The organism is Caldimonas manganoxidans ATCC BAA-369 (assembly GCF_000381125.1).
GTDB lineage: Bacteria > Pseudomonadota > Gammaproteobacteria > Burkholderiales > Burkholderiaceae_C > Caldimonas > Caldimonas manganoxidans.
On sequence record NZ_KB905950.1, the window covers coordinates 21,488 to 39,059 of the forward strand.

Consider the following 17,572-nt stretch of genomic DNA (forward strand, 5'->3'; position numbering starts at 1 on the left):
CAAGGCTTGATCCAGACTCCCGTCCAGCACCATGACCGCCCGTGCCCAAATCCTGATCAGTGCCGTCGACCAGACCAAGGCCGCCTTCGACTCGATCCAGCGGGGTCTTGGCGGTCTGACCGATGCCGCCAAGCGCGTCAACGGCGTGCTGGCCAACCTCGGGGTGGCTGTCTCCGTGGCTGGTCTGACCGCGATGGTCAAATCGGCCATCGACACTGGTGATGCGCTGGACGAGATGTCGCAACGTGTCGGCGTCAGCGTCGAGACCCTGTCGGTGTGGAAACCGGCAGCCGAGCAGTCCGGCGTCTCCGGCGAATCGTTCGAGAAGGGGCTGCGCAAGCTGTCCACCACGATGCTGGAAGCCGCGACCGGGTCGGAGGACGCAGCCCGCAACTTCGCGGCGGTGGGCGTCGAGTTCAAGCACCAGGACGGCCAGCTTCGCGCCACCGATCAGGTGCTGCTCGATCTGGCCGAGCGCTTCAAGGCCATGCCCGATGGCGCGGAAAAGACTGCGCTGGCCGTGCAACTGTTCGGCAAGTCGGGCGCGGAGCTGATCCCATTCCTGAATCAGGGGCGCGACGGCATCGAGGAGCTTGCCGCCGAGATGCAGGCGCTCGGCGTGCAGATGAGCAGCGAAACGGCGGCGCAGGCGGGCCATTTCAACGATACCCTCGACAAGCTGAAACTCGCCACCACCAGCATCGGTAACCAGATCATCGCGTCCTTGTTGCCCGCTCTGAATGACATGGCCGGTGGCATGGTCGAGTCGGCCAAGCAAGGCGGCACGCTGCGCGCGATCCTGGATGGCGTGGTGCTGGTGCTCAAGACCCTGGCGCTGGGTGCCGCCACCGTCGGCAAGGCCTTCGTCGCCTTGGGCGAAGCCATCGGCGCTGGTGTTGCGGCGGCGGTCGAAGCGCTCAAGGGCAATACCGACGGGGCCAAGGCCATCATTGCCGACCTCAAGGGCAATCTGGTCAAACGGCTGAATGAACTGGCGTCTTTTCGTGACAGCCTGTTCGACCCCAAGCCCATCGAGGTCAAAGCACCCAAGATCCAGGCCGATCCGGAACTGCTTCAACGCCTGACCAAACCCAAAGCCGTCAAGCCAGCGCAGGACACGACCGGCGCGCAGACCACGCTGATGAAAGCGCAACTGGATGCCGAGTTCGCGCTGCTCAAGGACGGTCTGACCCGGCAACAAACCGCGCTGGATGCTGCGCTCGAAGACCGTCTGATCTCGATCCGCGACTACTACGCGCAGAAAACGGCCCTCGAACAGCGCGAGCTCGATGCCGAGATCGCGCGCACGCAGCAGGAGCTGGCCCGCAGCCAGCAAGTCGCCGCCTCCGGCAAGAGCGAGTCCGAGCGTCTGCGCGCCAAGGCCGAGGTCGCCAAGGCGGAAGCCGAGCTGATCACGCTCAATCAGCGCCGAGCCGACATCGAGCAGGCCAATGCCCGCAAGGCATCCAAGGCCGAGCGGGACCTGGCCGAGGCGCTGCAAGCCGCGCGCGAGGAACTGGCCCAGATCACCGGCACCGCCACCGATGCCGACCGACGCGCCGCGATCGAGCGCGGGTTCCAGGACCTGCGCGCCCGCCTGATCGCGGGGGGGGATGCGGCGGGCGTCGCCGTCATCGACCGGCTGAGCAACGTCAAGGCTGCCCAGGCCAACCTCGAGGCGCTGGAGGCGCAATGGCGGCAGGTCACCGAACGTCTGCGCAATGCGCAGGAGGCCATCCAGACCCAGCAGCAGGCAGGACTCCTGACCGAAGCGCAGGCGCGTCAGCAGATCGTGGCCCTCCAGCAGCGGTCGGCCACGGAGATGGCGCGCCTGCTGCCGTTGATGGAGCAAGCCGCGCAGGCCATCGGCCCGGAGGCGGTGATCCGCGTGGCGGCCTTCCGCAACGAGCTGGAGCGCACGCGCCTGGTCACCGACGAGCTGGCCCCGGTGTGGAACCGCATCGGCGAGGGCGTCAGCCAGGCGGTGGAAGGCATCATCAGCGGCGCGCAATCCTTGCGTGAGGCGCTCTCCAACATCTTCCGCAGCATCGCGGGCGCCTTCCTGCAGCAGATGGTGCTGCAGCCCTTCCAGCAGTGGGTGGCGATGCAGGCGCGGATGCTGGCGCTCAAGCTCGGCTTCACCCAGCAAGAGCAGGCCATCGAGCAAGCGGCAGCGGCCCAGTCGGTGGCCACCAAGCAGGCCGAGGCGGCGGCCACGGTCAGCGCCAACGCGGCGGCGGCCGGCTCCGGCGCGGCGGCCTCACAGGCTTCCATCCCCATCGTCGGCCCGGGGCTGGCCATCGCCGCGATGGCGGCGATGGTGGCCGCCGTCATGGCGCTCTTGGGCAACATCAAGAAGTTTGCTGCCGGCGGCTATGTCACCGGGCCGGGTACCTCCACTTCAGACTCCATCCCGGCACGTCTGTCCGCCGGTGAATACGTCATCCGGGCGGCCGCCGTGCAGCGCGTGGGGGTGGCGTTTCTGGATGCGATCAACGGCTTGCGCACGCCGCCCGCCTGGGACGGCCAGCGTCTGGCCTTTGCCGCCGGGGGACTCGTGCCCCAGGTCCAGGTGCAACCGGCCGCGCCGCAGGTCAACACCGCCGTGCGCATCGTCAACGCCATCGACCCGGGCGTGACCCACGACCACCTGCAAACCCCTGCCGGCGAGCGGGTGATCCTCAACATCATCGGGCGCAACGCGCGGGCGGTGCGCGCGGCGCTGCAAGGCTGAGTTTTCAGAGGAAGGTCCCATGGCACTGCTGTTCATCGACGGCTTCGACCACTACGACCCCCAGGCACTCGACCCCTTTGGCGATCCGTGGCTGGCGCGCGGCAAGGCCGACTATCTCTCGCCGCGGCCACGCGCATTGCCGGCCGGCGCCCATCCTCCTATGCCCTGCGCTTGCCCGCAGGACCGGGCGGCGGCTATGTGAAGAACCTGTCCGCGGGGGTCAACAACCTCATCGTCGGAGCCGCCGTGCGCGTCGCTCCGTTCGAGAACGCCACCCTGATGCCGGTGCTGCTGGGCGTGCGCAAAGCCAATGGGTCGGTCATGACCTTTGTCAGCCTCTGCGAGGACGGCCGGATCGGCCTGTATCTGAATGACCAGAGGATCTCCAAATCGAACATCAGCGCGCCGGTGCGAGGCTGGCACTACATCGAGATGCAAGCCTCGTCGAGCACTGGCAGCATCATCGTGCGCGTCAACGGCGTGCTTGCGATCTACCAGACGATGGTGTACGCCCTCGAAACCGGAGGGCCGCTGTTGACGGCCTTCCTGGGGGCCGTGCCAGGGGCGTATTGCCCGGTCACCGTCGATGTGGACGATCTCTACCTCGCCGACGTCGGCGGCCCGATCAACAGCACCTTCTTGGGCGACGTGCGCGTCGATGCCTTGCAGGTGCAAGGCGATGGCAGCCTGAACCAGTGGACGGTCGAAGGCGCCTCCAGCGCCTGGGCGGCGGTCAGCGACGGCAACGAGGCCACGGCCATCCGTGCGGCCACCGCAGGCCTGCGCCAGACCTTCGATGTCGCGCCGCTGCCGGCGATGAGCGCGCCGGCCATCCATGGCGTGCAGCTCACGATGCTGGCGCGCAAGACCGATGCGGGCAACGGCCGTGTGCGTGGGCTCGTGGCCAGCGGTGCGCAGACTGCCGTCAGCGCCGACCTCGTGTTGCAAGAGCAACTGGCCTGGCACACGGCGATGTTCGAGGGCAACCCCAACGGCAATGTGCAGTGGACCGAAGCGGCCTTCAATGCGGCCGAGTTCGGCGTGGAGTCGGCATGACGACACAGGTCTCGCACGAGCTGGCCGAAGTCCTCAGCCGGCCGGTGGCCGGCGGCGCAGCAGCGCGGCTCGAGGTAGAGACCGTGGCACAGCCCCAGGCGGCCGCTGCGGCGGCTGCGGGCATCGCGGCCGAGACCGCCGCCAGCCCATGGCAGCCGCCGCTGCAGGCCGCATTGCTGTACGTCGAAGGCGCAACACGGCCGCAGCCGCCGGTGGCTGCGGCGGCCTTCGTCGTCGAAGTGCTGCGCCGCGACACCGCGGCGGCTGACGTGCGAACGTCTGCCATCGATGCCTTCGGGCAAAGCCCGTGGCCGGATGCGCCGTGCGGCGTGTTCGCCTTCCGCCATGACTGGGCCACCCCCCTGGTGGAGCGGCTGCAGTGGCAATCCTCGGTCGTGCGCACCGCCAGCGGTGTGGAGGTGCGCAGCGCGCAGCGGTTCGTGCCGCGCCGGCTGATGCGCTACAGCCTGGGCCACGGCAGCGCGCACGACGCACTGGTGGTCGACTGGCTGGCTGACCACCTCGGTGCGCTTGCATGGTGGCCGCTGCCGCAGTATGCGGTCGTGCTGGAACAGCCCGTGCCGGCCGGCGCGGTGGCCATCGATGCGCAGGGCATTGTGCCGGACGGCTTCCTGCCCGCGCAGCATCAGCCCGTGCTGGATCGTGACGGTCAGTCCTGGGAGGTGGGCGACGGCACTGTCTGGCGCTGGCCATCGAGGCCGAGCGCTGGCAGGTGTTGACCCTCACCGAGGTGCAGACGGGGCGACTGTGGCTGGCGCAGCCGCTGGCGCGGCCGCTGGGCCCTGGGGCGCTGGTCATGCCTTTGGTGCGTGGGGTGGCCGATGCCACAGAGGACATGGCGCTGTGGCGGCCAGGGGTGGCTGAGGGGCAGGTGTGGGCCCGCTTGGCGGTTGCATCGGCGCCGCAGCCCGAAGACGACCCGCCCGACCCCATGCTGGACGGGCTTCCCGTGTGGCCCGATGCGAACTGGAGCCACGACCCGCAGGCCGCCGGCAGCGGTGAGATCACGCTGATGGACCACGCACCGGCCGACCCCTGGCTGCGGCGAGACGATCCCTGGCCAACGACGACGCTGCAGCGCCGCTATCTGGCCGCCGGGACGCAGCAGATCGCACAGTGGCGCGCCCGGCTGTACCGCATGCAAGGCCGCGTGGGCGAGTGCTGGTCGCCCGATGGCGTGGCCCCGGTGTTGCGCGTCAGCAGGGCCGCTGCACCGGATGACGGCTTCTTGCGCGTCAGCGGCGCAGGCCCGCAGGCGTACTGGCATCGACCCGCCGCGGCGATCATCCTTCACCCCGATGGATCGCGTCAGCACGTGCTGACCGGACCGTACCACCACGACCACGGCGGCGTGCTGGTGCTGCGCAGCGGATTGGACGCCGCCGTGCCCACGGGCAGCCGCCTCATACGGCTGGTGCACTGCCGACTCGACCACGACGCCGTGGACTTGCACTGGCACACGCCCTGGCTCGTCGAGATCTCGCTGAGGCTGCGCGTGTTGCCGCCGCAGCGCGGCATGACCGAGGAAGACGGAGCAGGCGGCGGACCGGGCGGCGAAGAACCGCCACCCTCCTGAGGAGGCAAACGATGCACGAAGTCGAGCTCTACGAATTCTCCGGCAGCGAGGTCTTCCGGCTCACCCCCCACGAAGTCGTGGTCGAGATGGGCGGGGATGCCTACCAGCCTGCGCCCATCCAGCGCAACCCATTGGCGCTGGGGGCCGAGGCGGCCAAATCGGCGCTGGAGCTGAGCCTGCCGCCGGACCATGCGGTGGTGCGCCATCTGCTGCGGGCCGCCACGCTGGGTCACACTACCGAGGTCGTCTTGCGCATGGCGCGGCGTTCTACCGAGAACAGCGACACCTGGACACTGGACGGCGCCCGCTGGATGGGCCGGGTGCTGGGCGTCGAGGTCAGCGATGAAGCCGCGCGCATCCGCTGCGAACCTGCGCTGGTGAGTTTGAAGCGCATTGGCCTGCGACGGCTGTACAGCCGCGCCTGCTCGCATGTGCTGTATTCGCAGGCCTGCGGCGCCACCCCTGTCAGCGCCAGCGCCACGGTTGTGCACACCGAAGGCAGCCGCGTGTACCTCGACGGCGGCGTGCCCGCTGCGCTCGGCGGCGCCCTGGCCGGGGGCTGGCTGGAGACGGCTTCCGGCATGCGCTACATGATCGTCACGGAATATGTCGACGCCGTGGAGCTGCTCTATCCGGTGGCGGTGCAAGCCGGGCACACCGTGGTTCTCGTGGCCGGCTGCGACCACACCATGACGACCTGCCGCGAGCGCTTCGACAACCTCGCCAACTACGGCGGCTTCCCGTTCATTCCCCTCAAGAACCCGTTCGCCACGGGCGTGTTCTGAATCCCGAGGAAAAAGCGCCATGTGGTACCTGGTCGTCATCGTGGTGGCTGCGCTGGTGTCGGCCGCGCTCGCGCCCAAGCCGCCCGCACCCAAACCGGCCGAACTCTCCGACTTCGATGCCCCCACCGCCGAGCAGGGGCGGCCCATTCCCGTCGTCTTTGGAGCGGTGCTGATCAAGGGGGCCAATGTCGTGTGGTACGGCGATCTGGACGTCGAGCCGATCAAGAAGAAGGGCGGCAAGAAATGAGTGAGCTCATCATCACCATCGATCACGTGCGCGCCGCAGGGCTCTGCGTGCACGGCACGCGCACCTGGTTTGCGCGTCAGGGCCTGGACTTCCGCGCCTTCCTCGCGCAAGGGCTTCCCGCCTCGACCCTGCGGGCCACCGGCGATGCGATGGCGCAGCGCGTGGTGAGTTGTGCAGAAGCGAAGGCCCGCCCGCAGGAGCACAACTGATGGGCGGCCGCAGCAAGAAGCAAACCGTCGGCTACCGCTACCGCATGGGCCTGCACCTGGTGCTGTGCCAAGGGCCGGTGGATGCGGTGCAGGAAATCCAGATCGGCGAGCGCACGGCCTGGGGCGACGCCAGCCGTGCGCCGGATCTTCCGACCGGCGGCTTGGGGCGGCTGCACATCCATCAGCCCGACCTGTTCGGCGGGGACAGTCGGGAAGGCGGCGTCGTGGGCGATGTGGATGTGATGAGCGGCGCACCCACCCAGGGCCGCAACGACTACCTGATGGCACAGCTCGGCGCGGATATTCCGGCCTTCCGCGGCGTGCTGTCCTTGGTGGCGCGCAAGATCCTGCTGGCCGCCAACAACCCCTACCTCAAGCCCTGGGCGGTGCGCGTGCGGCGATTCCGCGAAGGCTGGCATGACGATGCGCCGTGGATGGCGCCTTATGCGCACGTGACCGGCTTGGACGAAGGCGGCCAGCGCGTCAGCGTTGGCATGAACCCGGCGCACATCCTGGTGCAGTGCCTCACCGATCCCCACTGGGGCATGGGCTACCCCATGAGTGCCCTGGGCTCCAGCTTCGAAGATGCGGCCGTGCAACTCATGGAGGAGGAATTCGGGCTGAACTTCCTCTGGACGCGCCAGCAGCCCATCGAGAGCTTCATCGCCCAGGTGCTCGACCACATCGGCGCCATCCTCTACACCGACCCGCAACGCGGCACGTTTGAGCTCAAGCTGCTGCGCGGCTTGGACGACAGCCCTGAGCTGCCCTGGCTGGGTCCGGACCAGATCGTGCGCGTGGAGCGCTTCGAGCGCGCCCAGTGGGGCGAGCTGCCCAACGAGATCACGGTGGTCTACACCGATTGGCACACCGGCGGCCAAGCCTCCGTGTCCGTGCAGAACCTGGCAGCGATCCAGCTTCAGGGCGGGGTGATCAACCAGCGGCGCGACTATCCGGGCGTCAACCACGGGCCGCTGGCCGCGCGGCTGGCGCTGCGGGATCTGCGGGTGTTGGGCTCACCCTTGGCGCGGCTGACGCTGACCATCGTGCCCAGTGCCCTGCAGCGGCCGCCCCTGCCGGGCGACGTGTTCCTGCTGCACTGGCCGCGCCTGGGCATCGAGCGCATGGCGGTGCGCATCACCGGCATCGACACCGGCGCCTTGGGCGCGGCCGAGTGGCGCATCGACGCGATGGAAGACGTCTTCGAGATGAACGACACGGTGCTGTCGCCGCCACCACCGCGCCCCGAGGAGCCGACCATCGAGCCACTGCCACCCTCACTGGTGCTGGCCGTGGAGGTGCCGTACTGGGAACTGGCCCGGCGTCTGAGCCGGGCGGATATGGCCTACCTGACCGACACCGACACCTATGTCGGCGCGCTGGCCTGTGCGGGCGGCACGGGTCAGCTCAACTGGCAGCTTCGAACTGGCGCCTCGGCATCCGCGCTCGAAGGCGTCGCCGACGAAGACTACGCCCCCTTGCTCACGCTCGATGCCGCCTTGCCGGCCAGCGAGGTCGATGCCCTCGGCGTGCCGGTGACCGCCCTCAGCCAGCCGCAGCGACTGGCCGTGGGCGACTACGCCTATCTGGTGGATGGCAGTGGGGCCATTGCCGAAGCGGTGGCGATCCTCGCCTTCGATGCTGTCGCGGGCACGGTCGATCTCGCCCGCGGCGTGCTCGACACCACGCCCAAAGCGCACGCCGCCGGCACGCGGCTGATCGGTGTGGGCGAATGGCTGGCATCCGAAGGTGCGGAGCGGGCCCCGGGCGAGTCGGTCTATGTGGCCGCCGTTCCCCGCACCTCGAGCGGCCAAGGCGATGCCGTGTTGGCCGCCAATGGGCAGCCGATGGTGCTGGCCGGTCGGCAGGCTCTGCCGTATCCCCCTGGTCGCATCCGCCTCAACGGCCAGACCGAACCGGCCGTGGTCGCCGGTGACGCCACCCTCACCTGGGCCCACCGCGACCGCACCCAGCAGACCGCCTATCTCGTGCAACAAGACGAAGGCGATATCGGCCCAGAGCCCGGAACCACCTACACCGTCCGTGTGCGCGATCGCAACGGCACGCTGGTGCGCAGCGCCAGTGGTCTGACCGGCACATCCTGGAGCTGGGATGTGGCCAGCGCCGCCCTGGATGCCGGCGTCGCGGGCGATACCGTCACCGTCGAGATCGAAGCCGAGCGGCAGGGGCTCGTGAGTTGGCGGGCGCAGGTGCGCAGCGTTGCGCGCGCGGGCTATGGCCTGCGTTGGGGGCAGCATTGGAGCGGGGTGTGATGCAGGTGATCGACATGCACCCCCAGCCGCACGTCGACGTTCACCTGCTCACCCTGAACGAGCCTGCCGGATGGCGTGAGGAATGCCTGGCGAGCCTCGCCGGCGCGCCGATCCGGTTGCACGTGCTACCGGGCATTCCGGGGCGGACCGGCGAGGCCCGTGCGGTGGGCTTCGCGCGAGGCACCTTGCCGCTCGTGGCCTGCGTCGATCCCGACGACCGCTACGAGGCCGCGGCCTTCGCGCCCCTGGCCGATGCGCTCGAAGCCTGCCCCTCGGCGGTGCTGGCCTACACCGACGAGGCGCTGATCGACGAGGACGGCCGCCCCCTCGGCGTGCGGCGACTGGCCTACAGCGCCTTCCAGCACGCCCACTCGGCCAGCCATGTCCACGGCTTGATCGTGATGCGCCGCAGCGCCGTCGAGCCGGTGCTCTACCGCATTGTGGACTTCGACGCGGGGGCCGACTGGCTCCTCACCCGCCTCGTGGCCAGGCACGGCCGCGTGCTGCATCTGCCCCTCGTCGGCCGCCACTGGCGGCAGCACCCGCACCAACACCACCGCCGCGCGCGCAGCACGGTTTTGGGGTCACTGCCGAGTCTTGCGACACCTTGAGGAGTTGAACCGATGCCAAAGTTTGAACCGAACCTGGGCCTCGCCTACGGCTGGACGCTGGGCGAGTCCGGCTGGCACACCGGGATGGACGCGAACCTGAAGCGCCTGGGTGCCATCGTGGGCCTGTCCGTGAAAGACCGCGGCCTGACCACGCCGCCCGCCAGCCCCACCGATGGCGATCGCTACATCGTGCCAGCCGGTGCCACCGGCGCCTGGGCCGGCAGGGCCGACCAGATCGCGCTGTGGATCGACGGTGCCTGGGAGTACCACGCGCCCAAGGTCGGGTGGCTGGCTTTTATTGCCGCCGAGGACAGACTCGCCGTCTACAAGGCGGGCGGCTGGAGTACCGGCATTTCCGTCTGACCCCGCACCCCGCCGTCACCCCCGAACCCGCCCGCGTGGCGGGTTCGTCGTTTTTGGAGACAAGCCCATGACCGAACCGACCCATCCGCCCGCACTCGTCGAGAACAGGCTGCTCCTGCGCCGCGAGGACTTCGACGACCTGCTCGACCGCGCCGCCGAGCGGGGAGCCGAGCGGGTGCTGGCCCACCTCGGCCTCGAGAACGGCCACGCCGCGCGCGACATCCGCGAACTGCGCGACCTGCTGGATGCCTGGCGCGACGCCCGCCGCACCGCGTGGCAGACCACCGTCAAGCTCATCACCACCGGCATCCTGGCCGCGCTGCTGGTGGGTGCCGCCATCAAGTTGAAGCTGATGGGAGGCTCGCAATGATCGAGACCTTGCTCGGTGGCCTCCTTGGTGGGGCCTTCCGCCTTGCGCCTGAGGTCTTGAAGTGGCTCGACCGCAAGGGCGAGCGCAGCCATGAACTGGCGATGCAGGACAAGGCGCTGGAATTCGAGAAGCTGCGCGGCGCGCAGCGCATGGCCGAGATCGGTGCGGGTGCCGATGCGGCGTGGAACACCGGCGCCATCGAGGCCTTGCGCGAGGCGGTGGTGGCGCAGGGCCGAACGTCTGGCGTGAAGTGGGCCGATGCGCTCTCCAGCAGCGTGCGGCCCGTCATCACCTACTGGTTCATGGCCCTCTACTGCGCCGCCAAGACCGCAGCCTTCGTAGGTGTGATCAACGGCGGTGGCGACTGGGACGCCGCGATCCTGCACGCCTGGACCGAGGCCGACCAGGCCCTGTGGGCCGGCGTCCTGAACTTCTGGTTCCTCGGCCGCGTGTTCGAACGGGTGCGGCCCACGAACTGGTAAGTGTCGCTTACAAGTTCAGAGCCAGAGATGCGTATTCCTCCACAAGCCATCGAGCTGGCCAAGCGCTTCGAGGGCTTCCATCGCGTGCCCAAGCATGACCCCGGCCGTGCGCATCCCTACGTCTGCCCAGCCGGCTACTGGACCATCGGCTACGGGCATCTGTGCGATCCGAAGCACCCGCCGATCACGGAAGGCGAGGCCGAGGCCTACCTTGCCCAGGATCTGAAGGTGGCGCTTGCTGCCACGTTGCGGTACTGCCCGGTGCTGGCCGCGGAGCCGGAGGGGAGGCTCGCAGCCATCGTGGACTTCACCTTCAACCTGGGGGCGGGGCGGCTGCAGACCTCGACGTTGCGGCGGCGGGTCAATCAGCGAGATTGGGAGGCTGTCGCGACAGAGCTGAGGCGCTGGGTCTACGGTGGCGGCAAGGTGCTGCCGGGACTCGTGATGCGCCGAGAAGCCGAAATCGAGCTGTTGGTCGACCGATCGACGACCAACGAATCGGCATGAACCGACCTGAACCGGCATGAATCGCATTTACCCGGCCCAAATCCTGTGACAATATGCGTCCTGGAGTCCACGCGATGGAAAGCGCCATGGCCGATCGTTGGTTATCCGTCGAGGAAATAGCCGAATACCTCGGCGTGAGCAGGGACACCGTCTACGCGTGGATCGCGAAAAAGGACATGCCGGCCCACAAGGTGGGGAGGTTTTGGAAGTTCAAGGCCGACGAGGTCGACGAATGGGTGCGCTCCGGCAAGGCGTCGGAGGAATCCGATTCGGCGGCGGGCCATTGACTGCCCTGGGGATCGGAGTGCCCAGTTCGCCAGGACCGACTTCGCGAGGAGAGGAAGAATGACCAAGTTGGCCTGCATCGATTTGTTCTGTGGGGCGGGAGGGCTCACGCACGGCTTGATCTCGGAAGGCGTGCCGGTCGTGGCCGGCATCGACGTCGATCCGGCTTGCCGCCACCCGTTCGAAATGAACAACGGCTCTCGGTTCATCGAGGAAGACGTTTCGAGGACGAAGCCAGCGGTTCTGAAGGATCTCTTCGGGGACGCGGACGTTCGCATCCTCGCCGGATGCGCGCCTTGTCAGCCGTTCTCGACCTATGCCCAACGCTACGACACGGTGGGAAGTCCACGATGGGCACTGCTGTATGAGTTCGCGCGCCTGGTCAAAGCCGTTCGCCCTGATCTCGTCACCATGGAGAACGTGCCGACGGTGGAGAAACACGCGGTGTACGACGACTTCGTCACTGCCTTGGGGAAGTGCGGCTATCGAGTCTGGCACGGTGTCGTCGATTGCTCCGATTACGGGTTGCCACAACGCCGACGCAGGATGGTGCTGCTCGCCTCGCGCATCGGGCCGATCGAGTTGATCGAGCACACCCACGAGCGGCCCCAAACCGTGCGCGAAGCGATCGGGAAGCTTCCGCCGATACCGGCGGGCGGCACTCTGCCTTCCGATCCGTTGCACACGGCGTCCAAGCTTTCCAAGCTCAACCTCCAACGCATCCGCGCATCCCGTCCCGGCGGGACTTGGAGGGATTGGCCCAAACGTTTGATCGCGGATTGCCATCGCCGTGATAGCGGCCGGACATACCCGGGTGTCTATGGCCGCATGGTTTGGGACGAACCCGCCCCGACCCTCACCACCCAGTTCTACGGTTTCGGCAACGGTCGCTTCGGACACCCCGAGCAGGATCGGGCGATATCGCTGCGTGAAGGAGCGATCCTGCAAGGTTTCCCGGAAGACTATTCCTTCGTCCCGGATGGTGCGCCGATCCACTTCAAGAGCTTGGGCCGCATGATCGGCAACGCGGTGCCCGTCACTTTGGGGAGGATCATCGGCCGGAGCATCCTGCGGCATCTCGCCGTCGTGCCCGAGACGAAGACGGTCGACGAAACCACCCGGTCCGTCGCCGAGAGGAAGCGAAATGCCAAGTGTGAGCCCCTCGTCGCCTGAAGCCAGCCGCCGCATGGCGCGCGTGCGCCAGCGAGGAACGGACGTCGAGATCGAACTGCGGCGGGCCCTGCATGCCCTGGGCCTTCGCTACCGCTTGCAAGTGCCACTGTCCAAAAAACCGCGACGGGTCGCCGACATCGTGTTCATCGGTGCGCGCGTGGCGGTTTTCGTCGATGGGTGTTTCTGGCACGGGTGTCCACTCCACGCCACCTGGCCAAAGGAGAACGCCGGATTCTGGCGCGCCAAGATCGAAGCCAACCGAGCGCGCGATGCCGACACCACCCGGCGCCTGCGAGAACTCGGTTGGGAAGTGATTCGCGTCTGGTCTCATGAAGATCCGGTCGAGGCCGCCCGCCTCATCTACGACCGCGTGCTGGAACGGAAGGGAAGAGCCTCATGAGCGTCACGCCACGATCGACTGGCGCCCGCTTCGTCCATGCGACCACCCCGGAGCCCGGCCAGCTGGTCGAGGTGCGACGGCGTCAGTGGGTCGTCGCCGACGTCGTCTCGTCGAATTTGGAGGGGGCACCACAGAACTGCGTGACACTCTCGTCGATCGACGAAGATGGCCTCGGCGAGGAGTTGGAAGTCGTCTGGGAGATCGAACCCGGTGCCCAGGTCATCGAGCGGGCGGGCCTGCCATCCATAACCGGACAGGACGACGCGACCACGCTCGACGCCTTCCTCGACGCCGTGCGCTGGGGCGCAGCCACCAACGCCGACCGCGGGTTCCTCCAGGCACCGTTCCGCAGCGGCGTCAGCATCGAGGACTTCCAGCTCGATCCATTGGTGCGAGCCATCGACATGGCCCGCGTCAACCTGCTCATCGCCGACGACGTCGGTCTCGGCAAGACCATCGAGGCCGGGCTGGTCATCCAGGAGCTCCTGTTGCGGCACCGCGCCCGCACCGTCCTCATCGTCTGCCCCGCCTCGCTGCAGGAGAAGTGGCGCGTCGAGATGCTGGAGAAGTTCGGCCTCGACTTCCGGGTGGTGGACACCGAGTACATCAAACGGTTGCGGCGCGAGCGCGGCATCCACGCCAACCCGTGGACGTCGCATCCGCGTCTCATCACGTCGATGGATTGGGCCAAGGGCGGCGAGGGGCTGCGTGCCATGCGCGACGTGCTCCCGCCCCATGTCGGCCATCCGCGCAAGTTCGATCTGCTGGTCGTGGACGAGGCGCACAACGTCGCGCCCGCCGCGGGCGCGCACTACGCGCTGGAGAGCCAGCGCACGCGCTTCATCCGGACCATCGCTCCGCACTTCCAGCACCGCCTGTTCCTGACCGCCACACCCCACAATGGGTACACCGAGTCGTTCACCTCGCTTCTGGAGTTGCTGGACGACCAGCGTTTCGCACGCAACATCCTCCCCGACGAGAAGCGCCTGAGCCAGGTGATGATCCGTCGCCTCAAGAGTGATCTCGTCGATGCGCAGGGCAACCCCCTCTACGCGCGGCGCAATCTGCAGGCGCTGCCGATCCACTACACACCGGAAGAGCGTGAGATCCACCGCAAGCTGAGCGACTACTGTGCCAGCCGCGAGCAGCACGCCGAACGGGCCGGCAACGGCTTCGGCACGACCTTCGTCAACCGGCTGCTCAAGAAACGCTTGCTCTCGTCTCCGGCCGCGTTCGCCGCCACCCTCGAGAAGCACGCCAACTCCCTCTCCGCAACTCGGCCCGAGAAGCGCGACGCCATGGCCGAGCGCATCCTGCACAAGGCCATCCTGAGGGTCGAGGAGGACTACGCCGACGATCGGGAGGTCGAGAACGCCCAGGCCGAGGCCATCGAGGAGGCCACGCGCAGCACGCCGCCGCTGACGGCGGAGCAGCGAGCGATGCTCGACGATCTGAGGTCGTGGGCCCAGCGCGCCAGGAACCAGGTCGATTCCAAGGCCCGCGCCATCCTCGACTGGCTCGAAAAACACCTCAAAGGGCCGAACGGCGAATGGAACGACCGCCGGGTGATCCTGTTCACCGAGTACCGCACGACGCACGAGTGGATGCATCGGATCCTCGCCAGCCACGGCTTCGGCGGTGAGCGCCTCGCGCTGCTGCACGGCGGTCTCTCCCAGGAGGAGCGCGAACCCATCAAGGCAGCGTTCCAGGCCTCCCCCAAGGACTCCCCCGTCCGCATCCTGCTCGCCACCGACGCGGCCTCCGAGGGCATCGACTTGCAGAACCACTGCAACATGCTCATCCACCTGGAGATCCCCTACAACCCCAATGTGATGGAGCAGCGCAACGGGCGCATCGACCGCCACGGCCAGCGCGAGAGGGAGGTGCTGATCTGGCACCCGGTCGATGGCGGTGACGCTCGAGGCACCTCGGTCGGCGGCCACGCCGAGGACATCCTGCGCGCCCTGCGCAAGCTGGACTCGATGCGCGCCGACATGGGCAGCGTCAATCCGGTAATCGCGCCGCAGATGTCCGGCCTCATCGAAGGCTCGCTGAAGGACCTGGACACCCGCATGGCCGAGGCCCGGATCGCCCGGGCCAGGAACTTCGTCCGAGCCGAACGCGAGTTGAAGGAGCGCGTCGCCAAGCTGCACGAACGGCTGCTGGCCACCAAGCAGGACTTCCACCTCGATCCCCAGCACATCCTGATGGCGGTCAAGACCGGCCTCGCCTTGGCGGGCCGTCCACCCCTGGAGCCCGTCGAACTGCCCGGCGCCCCGCCCGGCACCGTCTTCCGCATGCCCGCGCTCTCCGGATCCTGGGCGCGCTGCCTGGAAGGATTGCGTCATCCCCACACGCAGAAGATCCGCCCCATCACCTTCGACCACGCCGTCGCCAGCGGCCGCGACGACGTGGTGCTCGTCCACCTGAACCATCGCCTGGTGCAGATGTGTCTGCGCCTGCTGCGCGCCGAGATCTGGGCCCGCGACGACGTGAAGAAGCTGCACCGCGTCACCGTCCGCAGCGCCCCCGACGTGCTACTCGACGGTCCGGCCGTGGTGATCGTCTCGCGGCTGGTGATCACTGGCGGCAACCATCACCGCTTGCACGAGGAGCTGACCGTCTCCGGCGGCTACCTGCGTGATCAGTCCTTCCGCCGTGAAGAGAGGGTCACCCGCGTCCAGCAGTGGCTGGACGACGGCAAGCCGACCACCGCGGCGGCGCCCCTGTTCGACGCGCTCCGCGTCCGCTTCGATCGCCACCGCGAAGCCATCCTCGAGGCGGTCGCTGCCCGCTCCAAGGAACGGCTGCGCTACCTGACCAACACGCTGCAGACCCGCAAACGGCAGGAGATCGACGACATCGGTACCGTGCTCGACGAGCTGGAGCGAGCGATCCAAGCCGAACTGGCGAAGGGTGGGCAGCCCGAACAGCTCTCGCTCTTCACCGAGGACGAGCGCATGCAGCTGCGGCGTGACATCGCCGCGCTGCAGGCCCGGCTCGCTCGCATCCCGGAGGAGCGCCGCATGGAGACCGAGGTCGTCGAATCCCGCTATGCCAAGCTCGACGACCGCACCTTCCCGGTCGCCGTGATCTTCGTCGTGCCCGAGTCCGCCGGAGGTGCCGCATGAGCATGCACCACGACTGGCTCTCGCTCATCGAGATCTCCGGCCCCTTCCTCGCCGTCCCGGTCCTGAAGGAAGCCTTCCCGCAAGGGCTGGAGGGCACTTCGCATAACCCCATTTCCGAAGGCTGAACCGGCATGAGGGCGCTCGCGTCGTTCAGTTCGGGGTTCTCGGTGCCGCTCAGGCCCCGTCATCGCAGCCTTGGCGGGCACCCGAGGCCCTGCAAAACTGCGTTTGCAGGCTGCAGCGGGCGCACCTCTCCCTTCATCGCGCACACCCGCACGGGTCATGGCGCACCAGCCAGACCAGCCGCTTGGCGTTGTACGCCGCGCACTTGAGCAGGATCGCCAGTTCGTTTCTCGCCAGCGTCATCGCCCGCACGCACTTGCCGCCCAACTGCTCGAGGCCGGCGAACACATGTTCGCCTCTGGCGCGGACGCGGTTGATCGCCTTGTTGCGCGCGTCCAGTCGCACGCGCCGCTCCTGCCCGGGCTTGGCACGCCGCGCGATGCCGTCGCGCAGCCCGTGGGCCTGCAGCAACTGGCGGTTGGTCTGCGCGTCGTAGCCTCGGTCGGCCAGCAGCCGCGCGCCGGTGTTGGCGCGGTCCAGCACCTCCTTGAGCGTCTGGCCGTCGTCGGCGTTGGCTGGCGTGACCTTCGCCTGGCGGATCAGCTTGTAGCGCGCGTCCGCGTTGGCGTGCACCTTGTAGCCGTAGAAGCTCTTGCCGTGCTTCTTGGTCCAGCGCGCGTCGCGGTCGGTGTGCTGCAGCCGCTTGGCATTCCAGCCCTCGGGCCTGCGGCCTTCGTTGAGCGCTTCGCGCTCGTCCTTGTTCGCCTGGGTGAGCGGTGCCTGCACGATGCTGGCATCCACGATCTGCCCGCCGCGCGGGATGTAGCCGTGCTGCTGCAACTGCAGGCTCACCGCCTCGAAGATGGCGCGGCCGCCCAGACCGCCTTGGGCCAAGCGCTGCTTGAAACTCCACAGCGTGCGCGCATCGGGGATGTGCAGTGCTCCGTCCAGGCGGCAGAAGTGCTGGAAGCTCATGCGGTCCAGCACCTGGTACTCGCAGTCCTCGTCGCTGAGGTTGTACAGCGACTGGATGAACAGCAGCCGCACCATCACCTCGGTGGGGTACGGCGGGCGCCCGCCTTTGCTACGGTCAGCGCGAGGGCAGGCGGTGTCGACCCGGGCGGCAATGGCCGCGAAGTCGATCAGTTCGTCCATTGCTGCCAGGTTGGCGATGAAGCCGCCGAGCTTGGCTTGGCGCTGGTCCTGCACGAACAGGTCAGCGCCGGGCTGAGAGCGCCAGAAGGACGAGGGCTTGATGCGCGATGTGCTCATGGGCGCCATCATGC

18 protein-coding genes and 1 pseudogene are annotated in these 17,572 nt (G+C 68.1%); 18 read left to right on the forward strand and 1 reads right to left on the reverse strand.

The features are described 5' to 3' along the window. Nucleotides 1-31 precede the first annotated feature (31 nt). The 18 genes and pseudogenes from F615_RS0112040 to F615_RS20655 all read left to right on the forward strand — a co-directional run bounded on the left by F615_RS0112040 (nt 32) and on the right by F615_RS20655 (nt 16,348). Nucleotides 32-2,734 carry a coiled-coil domain-containing protein gene (locus F615_RS0112040; protein WP_019561443.1) on the forward strand — a complete coding sequence of 901 codons (2,703 nt, stop codon included), beginning with the start codon at nt 32-34 and terminating at the stop codon, nt 2,732-2,734. A gap of 19 nt (nt 2,735-2,753) precedes the next feature. Then, nucleotides 2,754-3,790 (forward strand): annotated as a pseudogene (locus F615_RS19215) (hypothetical protein). After that, complete coding sequence (locus tag F615_RS20480) at nt 3,787-4,530, forward strand: hypothetical protein (RefSeq protein ID WP_245558357.1); 744 nt, start codon at nt 3,787-3,789, stop codon at nt 4,528-4,530. Before F615_RS19215 ends, F615_RS20480 begins: the two are co-directional and overlap by 4 nt. Beyond that, nucleotides 4,524-5,387, forward strand: coding sequence for a hypothetical protein (locus F615_RS20485; protein WP_245558358.1), 864 nt, complete (start codon nt 4,524-4,526; stop codon nt 5,385-5,387). The genes F615_RS20480 and F615_RS20485 overlap by 7 nt, the downstream gene beginning before the upstream one ends. 11 nt (nt 5,388-5,398) lie before the next feature. Next, nucleotides 5,399-6,172 carry a DUF2163 domain-containing protein gene (locus F615_RS0112055; RefSeq protein WP_019561444.1) on the forward strand — a complete coding sequence of 258 codons (774 nt, stop codon included), beginning with the start codon at nt 5,399-5,401 and terminating at the stop codon, nt 6,170-6,172. Nucleotides 6,173-6,191: 19 nt separating this feature from the next. Next, a complete protein-coding gene (locus F615_RS0112060; RefSeq protein WP_019561445.1) occupies nt 6,192-6,419 on the forward strand; it encodes a hypothetical protein in 228 nt (75 codons plus the stop codon). Then, the gene (locus F615_RS0112065) at nt 6,416-6,628 is read left to right on the forward strand and encodes a hypothetical protein (protein ID WP_019561446.1); all 213 of its coding nucleotides are present in this window, start codon (nt 6,416-6,418) and stop codon (nt 6,626-6,628) included. The genes F615_RS0112060 and F615_RS0112065 overlap by 4 nt, the downstream gene beginning before the upstream one ends. Then, nucleotides 6,628-8,901, forward strand: coding sequence for a phage tail protein (locus tag F615_RS0112070; protein WP_019561447.1), 2,274 nt, complete (start codon nt 6,628-6,630; stop codon nt 8,899-8,901). The genes F615_RS0112065 and F615_RS0112070 overlap by 1 nt, the downstream gene beginning before the upstream one ends. Further along, nucleotides 8,901-9,512 carry a glycosyltransferase family protein gene (locus tag F615_RS0112075; protein ID WP_019561448.1) on the forward strand — a complete coding sequence of 204 codons (612 nt, stop codon included), beginning with the start codon at nt 8,901-8,903 and terminating at the stop codon, nt 9,510-9,512. Before F615_RS0112070 ends, F615_RS0112075 begins: the two co-directional genes overlap by 1 nt. Before the next feature lie 12 nt (nt 9,513-9,524). Then, nucleotides 9,525-9,875, forward strand: coding sequence for a DUF2793 domain-containing protein (locus F615_RS0112080; RefSeq protein WP_019561449.1), 351 nt, complete (start codon nt 9,525-9,527; stop codon nt 9,873-9,875). 67 nt (nt 9,876-9,942) lie between these two features. Then, nucleotides 9,943-10,245, forward strand: a complete 303-nt coding sequence (locus tag F615_RS0112085) for a DUF6127 family protein (RefSeq protein WP_019561450.1) — start codon at nt 9,943-9,945, stop codon at nt 10,243-10,245. Next, nucleotides 10,242-10,727, forward strand: a complete 486-nt coding sequence (locus F615_RS0112090; RefSeq protein WP_019561451.1) for a hypothetical protein — start codon at nt 10,242-10,244, stop codon at nt 10,725-10,727. The genes F615_RS0112085 and F615_RS0112090 overlap by 4 nt, the downstream gene beginning before the upstream one ends. A gap of 27 nt (nt 10,728-10,754) precedes the next feature. Beyond that, the gene (locus F615_RS0112095) at nt 10,755-11,234 is read left to right on the forward strand and encodes a lysozyme (protein WP_019561452.1); all 480 of its coding nucleotides are present in this window, start codon (nt 10,755-10,757) and stop codon (nt 11,232-11,234) included. An 86-nt stretch (nt 11,235-11,320) separates the two neighbouring features. After that, nucleotides 11,321-11,521 carry a methylation-associated defense system helix-turn-helix domain-containing protein MAD1 gene (gene mads1 / locus F615_RS0112100; protein ID WP_026330273.1) on the forward strand — a complete coding sequence of 67 codons (201 nt, stop codon included), beginning with the start codon at nt 11,321-11,323 and terminating at the stop codon, nt 11,519-11,521. A gap of 58 nt (nt 11,522-11,579) precedes the next feature. After that, a complete protein-coding gene (locus F615_RS18455) occupies nt 11,580-12,692 on the forward strand; it encodes a DNA cytosine methyltransferase (protein WP_019561454.1) in 1,113 nt (370 codons plus the stop codon). Beyond that, nucleotides 12,664-13,092: a very short patch repair endonuclease gene (locus F615_RS0112110; RefSeq protein ID WP_026330274.1), complete on the forward strand. Its 429-nt coding sequence runs from the start codon at nt 12,664-12,666 to the stop codon at nt 13,090-13,092. The genes F615_RS18455 and F615_RS0112110 overlap by 29 nt, the downstream gene beginning before the upstream one ends. Continuing rightward, nucleotides 13,089-16,223, forward strand: a complete 3,135-nt coding sequence (gene drmD, locus F615_RS0112115; RefSeq protein WP_019561456.1) for a DISARM system SNF2-like helicase DrmD — start codon at nt 13,089-13,091, stop codon at nt 16,221-16,223. Before F615_RS0112110 ends, drmD begins: the two co-directional genes overlap by 4 nt. Beyond that, entirely contained in the window at nt 16,220-16,348 is a 129-nt protein-coding gene (locus tag F615_RS20655) for a hypothetical protein (RefSeq protein ID WP_019561457.1), read from the forward strand. Before drmD ends, F615_RS20655 begins: the two co-directional genes overlap by 4 nt. Nucleotides 16,349-16,481: 133 nt before the next feature. Here the strand turns inward: F615_RS20655 and F615_RS0112125 are convergent, their stop codons facing one another. Beyond that, complete coding sequence (locus F615_RS0112125) at nt 16,482-17,558, reverse strand: IS5 family transposase (RefSeq protein ID WP_156824627.1); 1,077 nt, start codon at nt 17,556-17,558, stop codon at nt 16,482-16,484. Nucleotides 17,559-17,572: the final 14 nt, after the last annotated feature.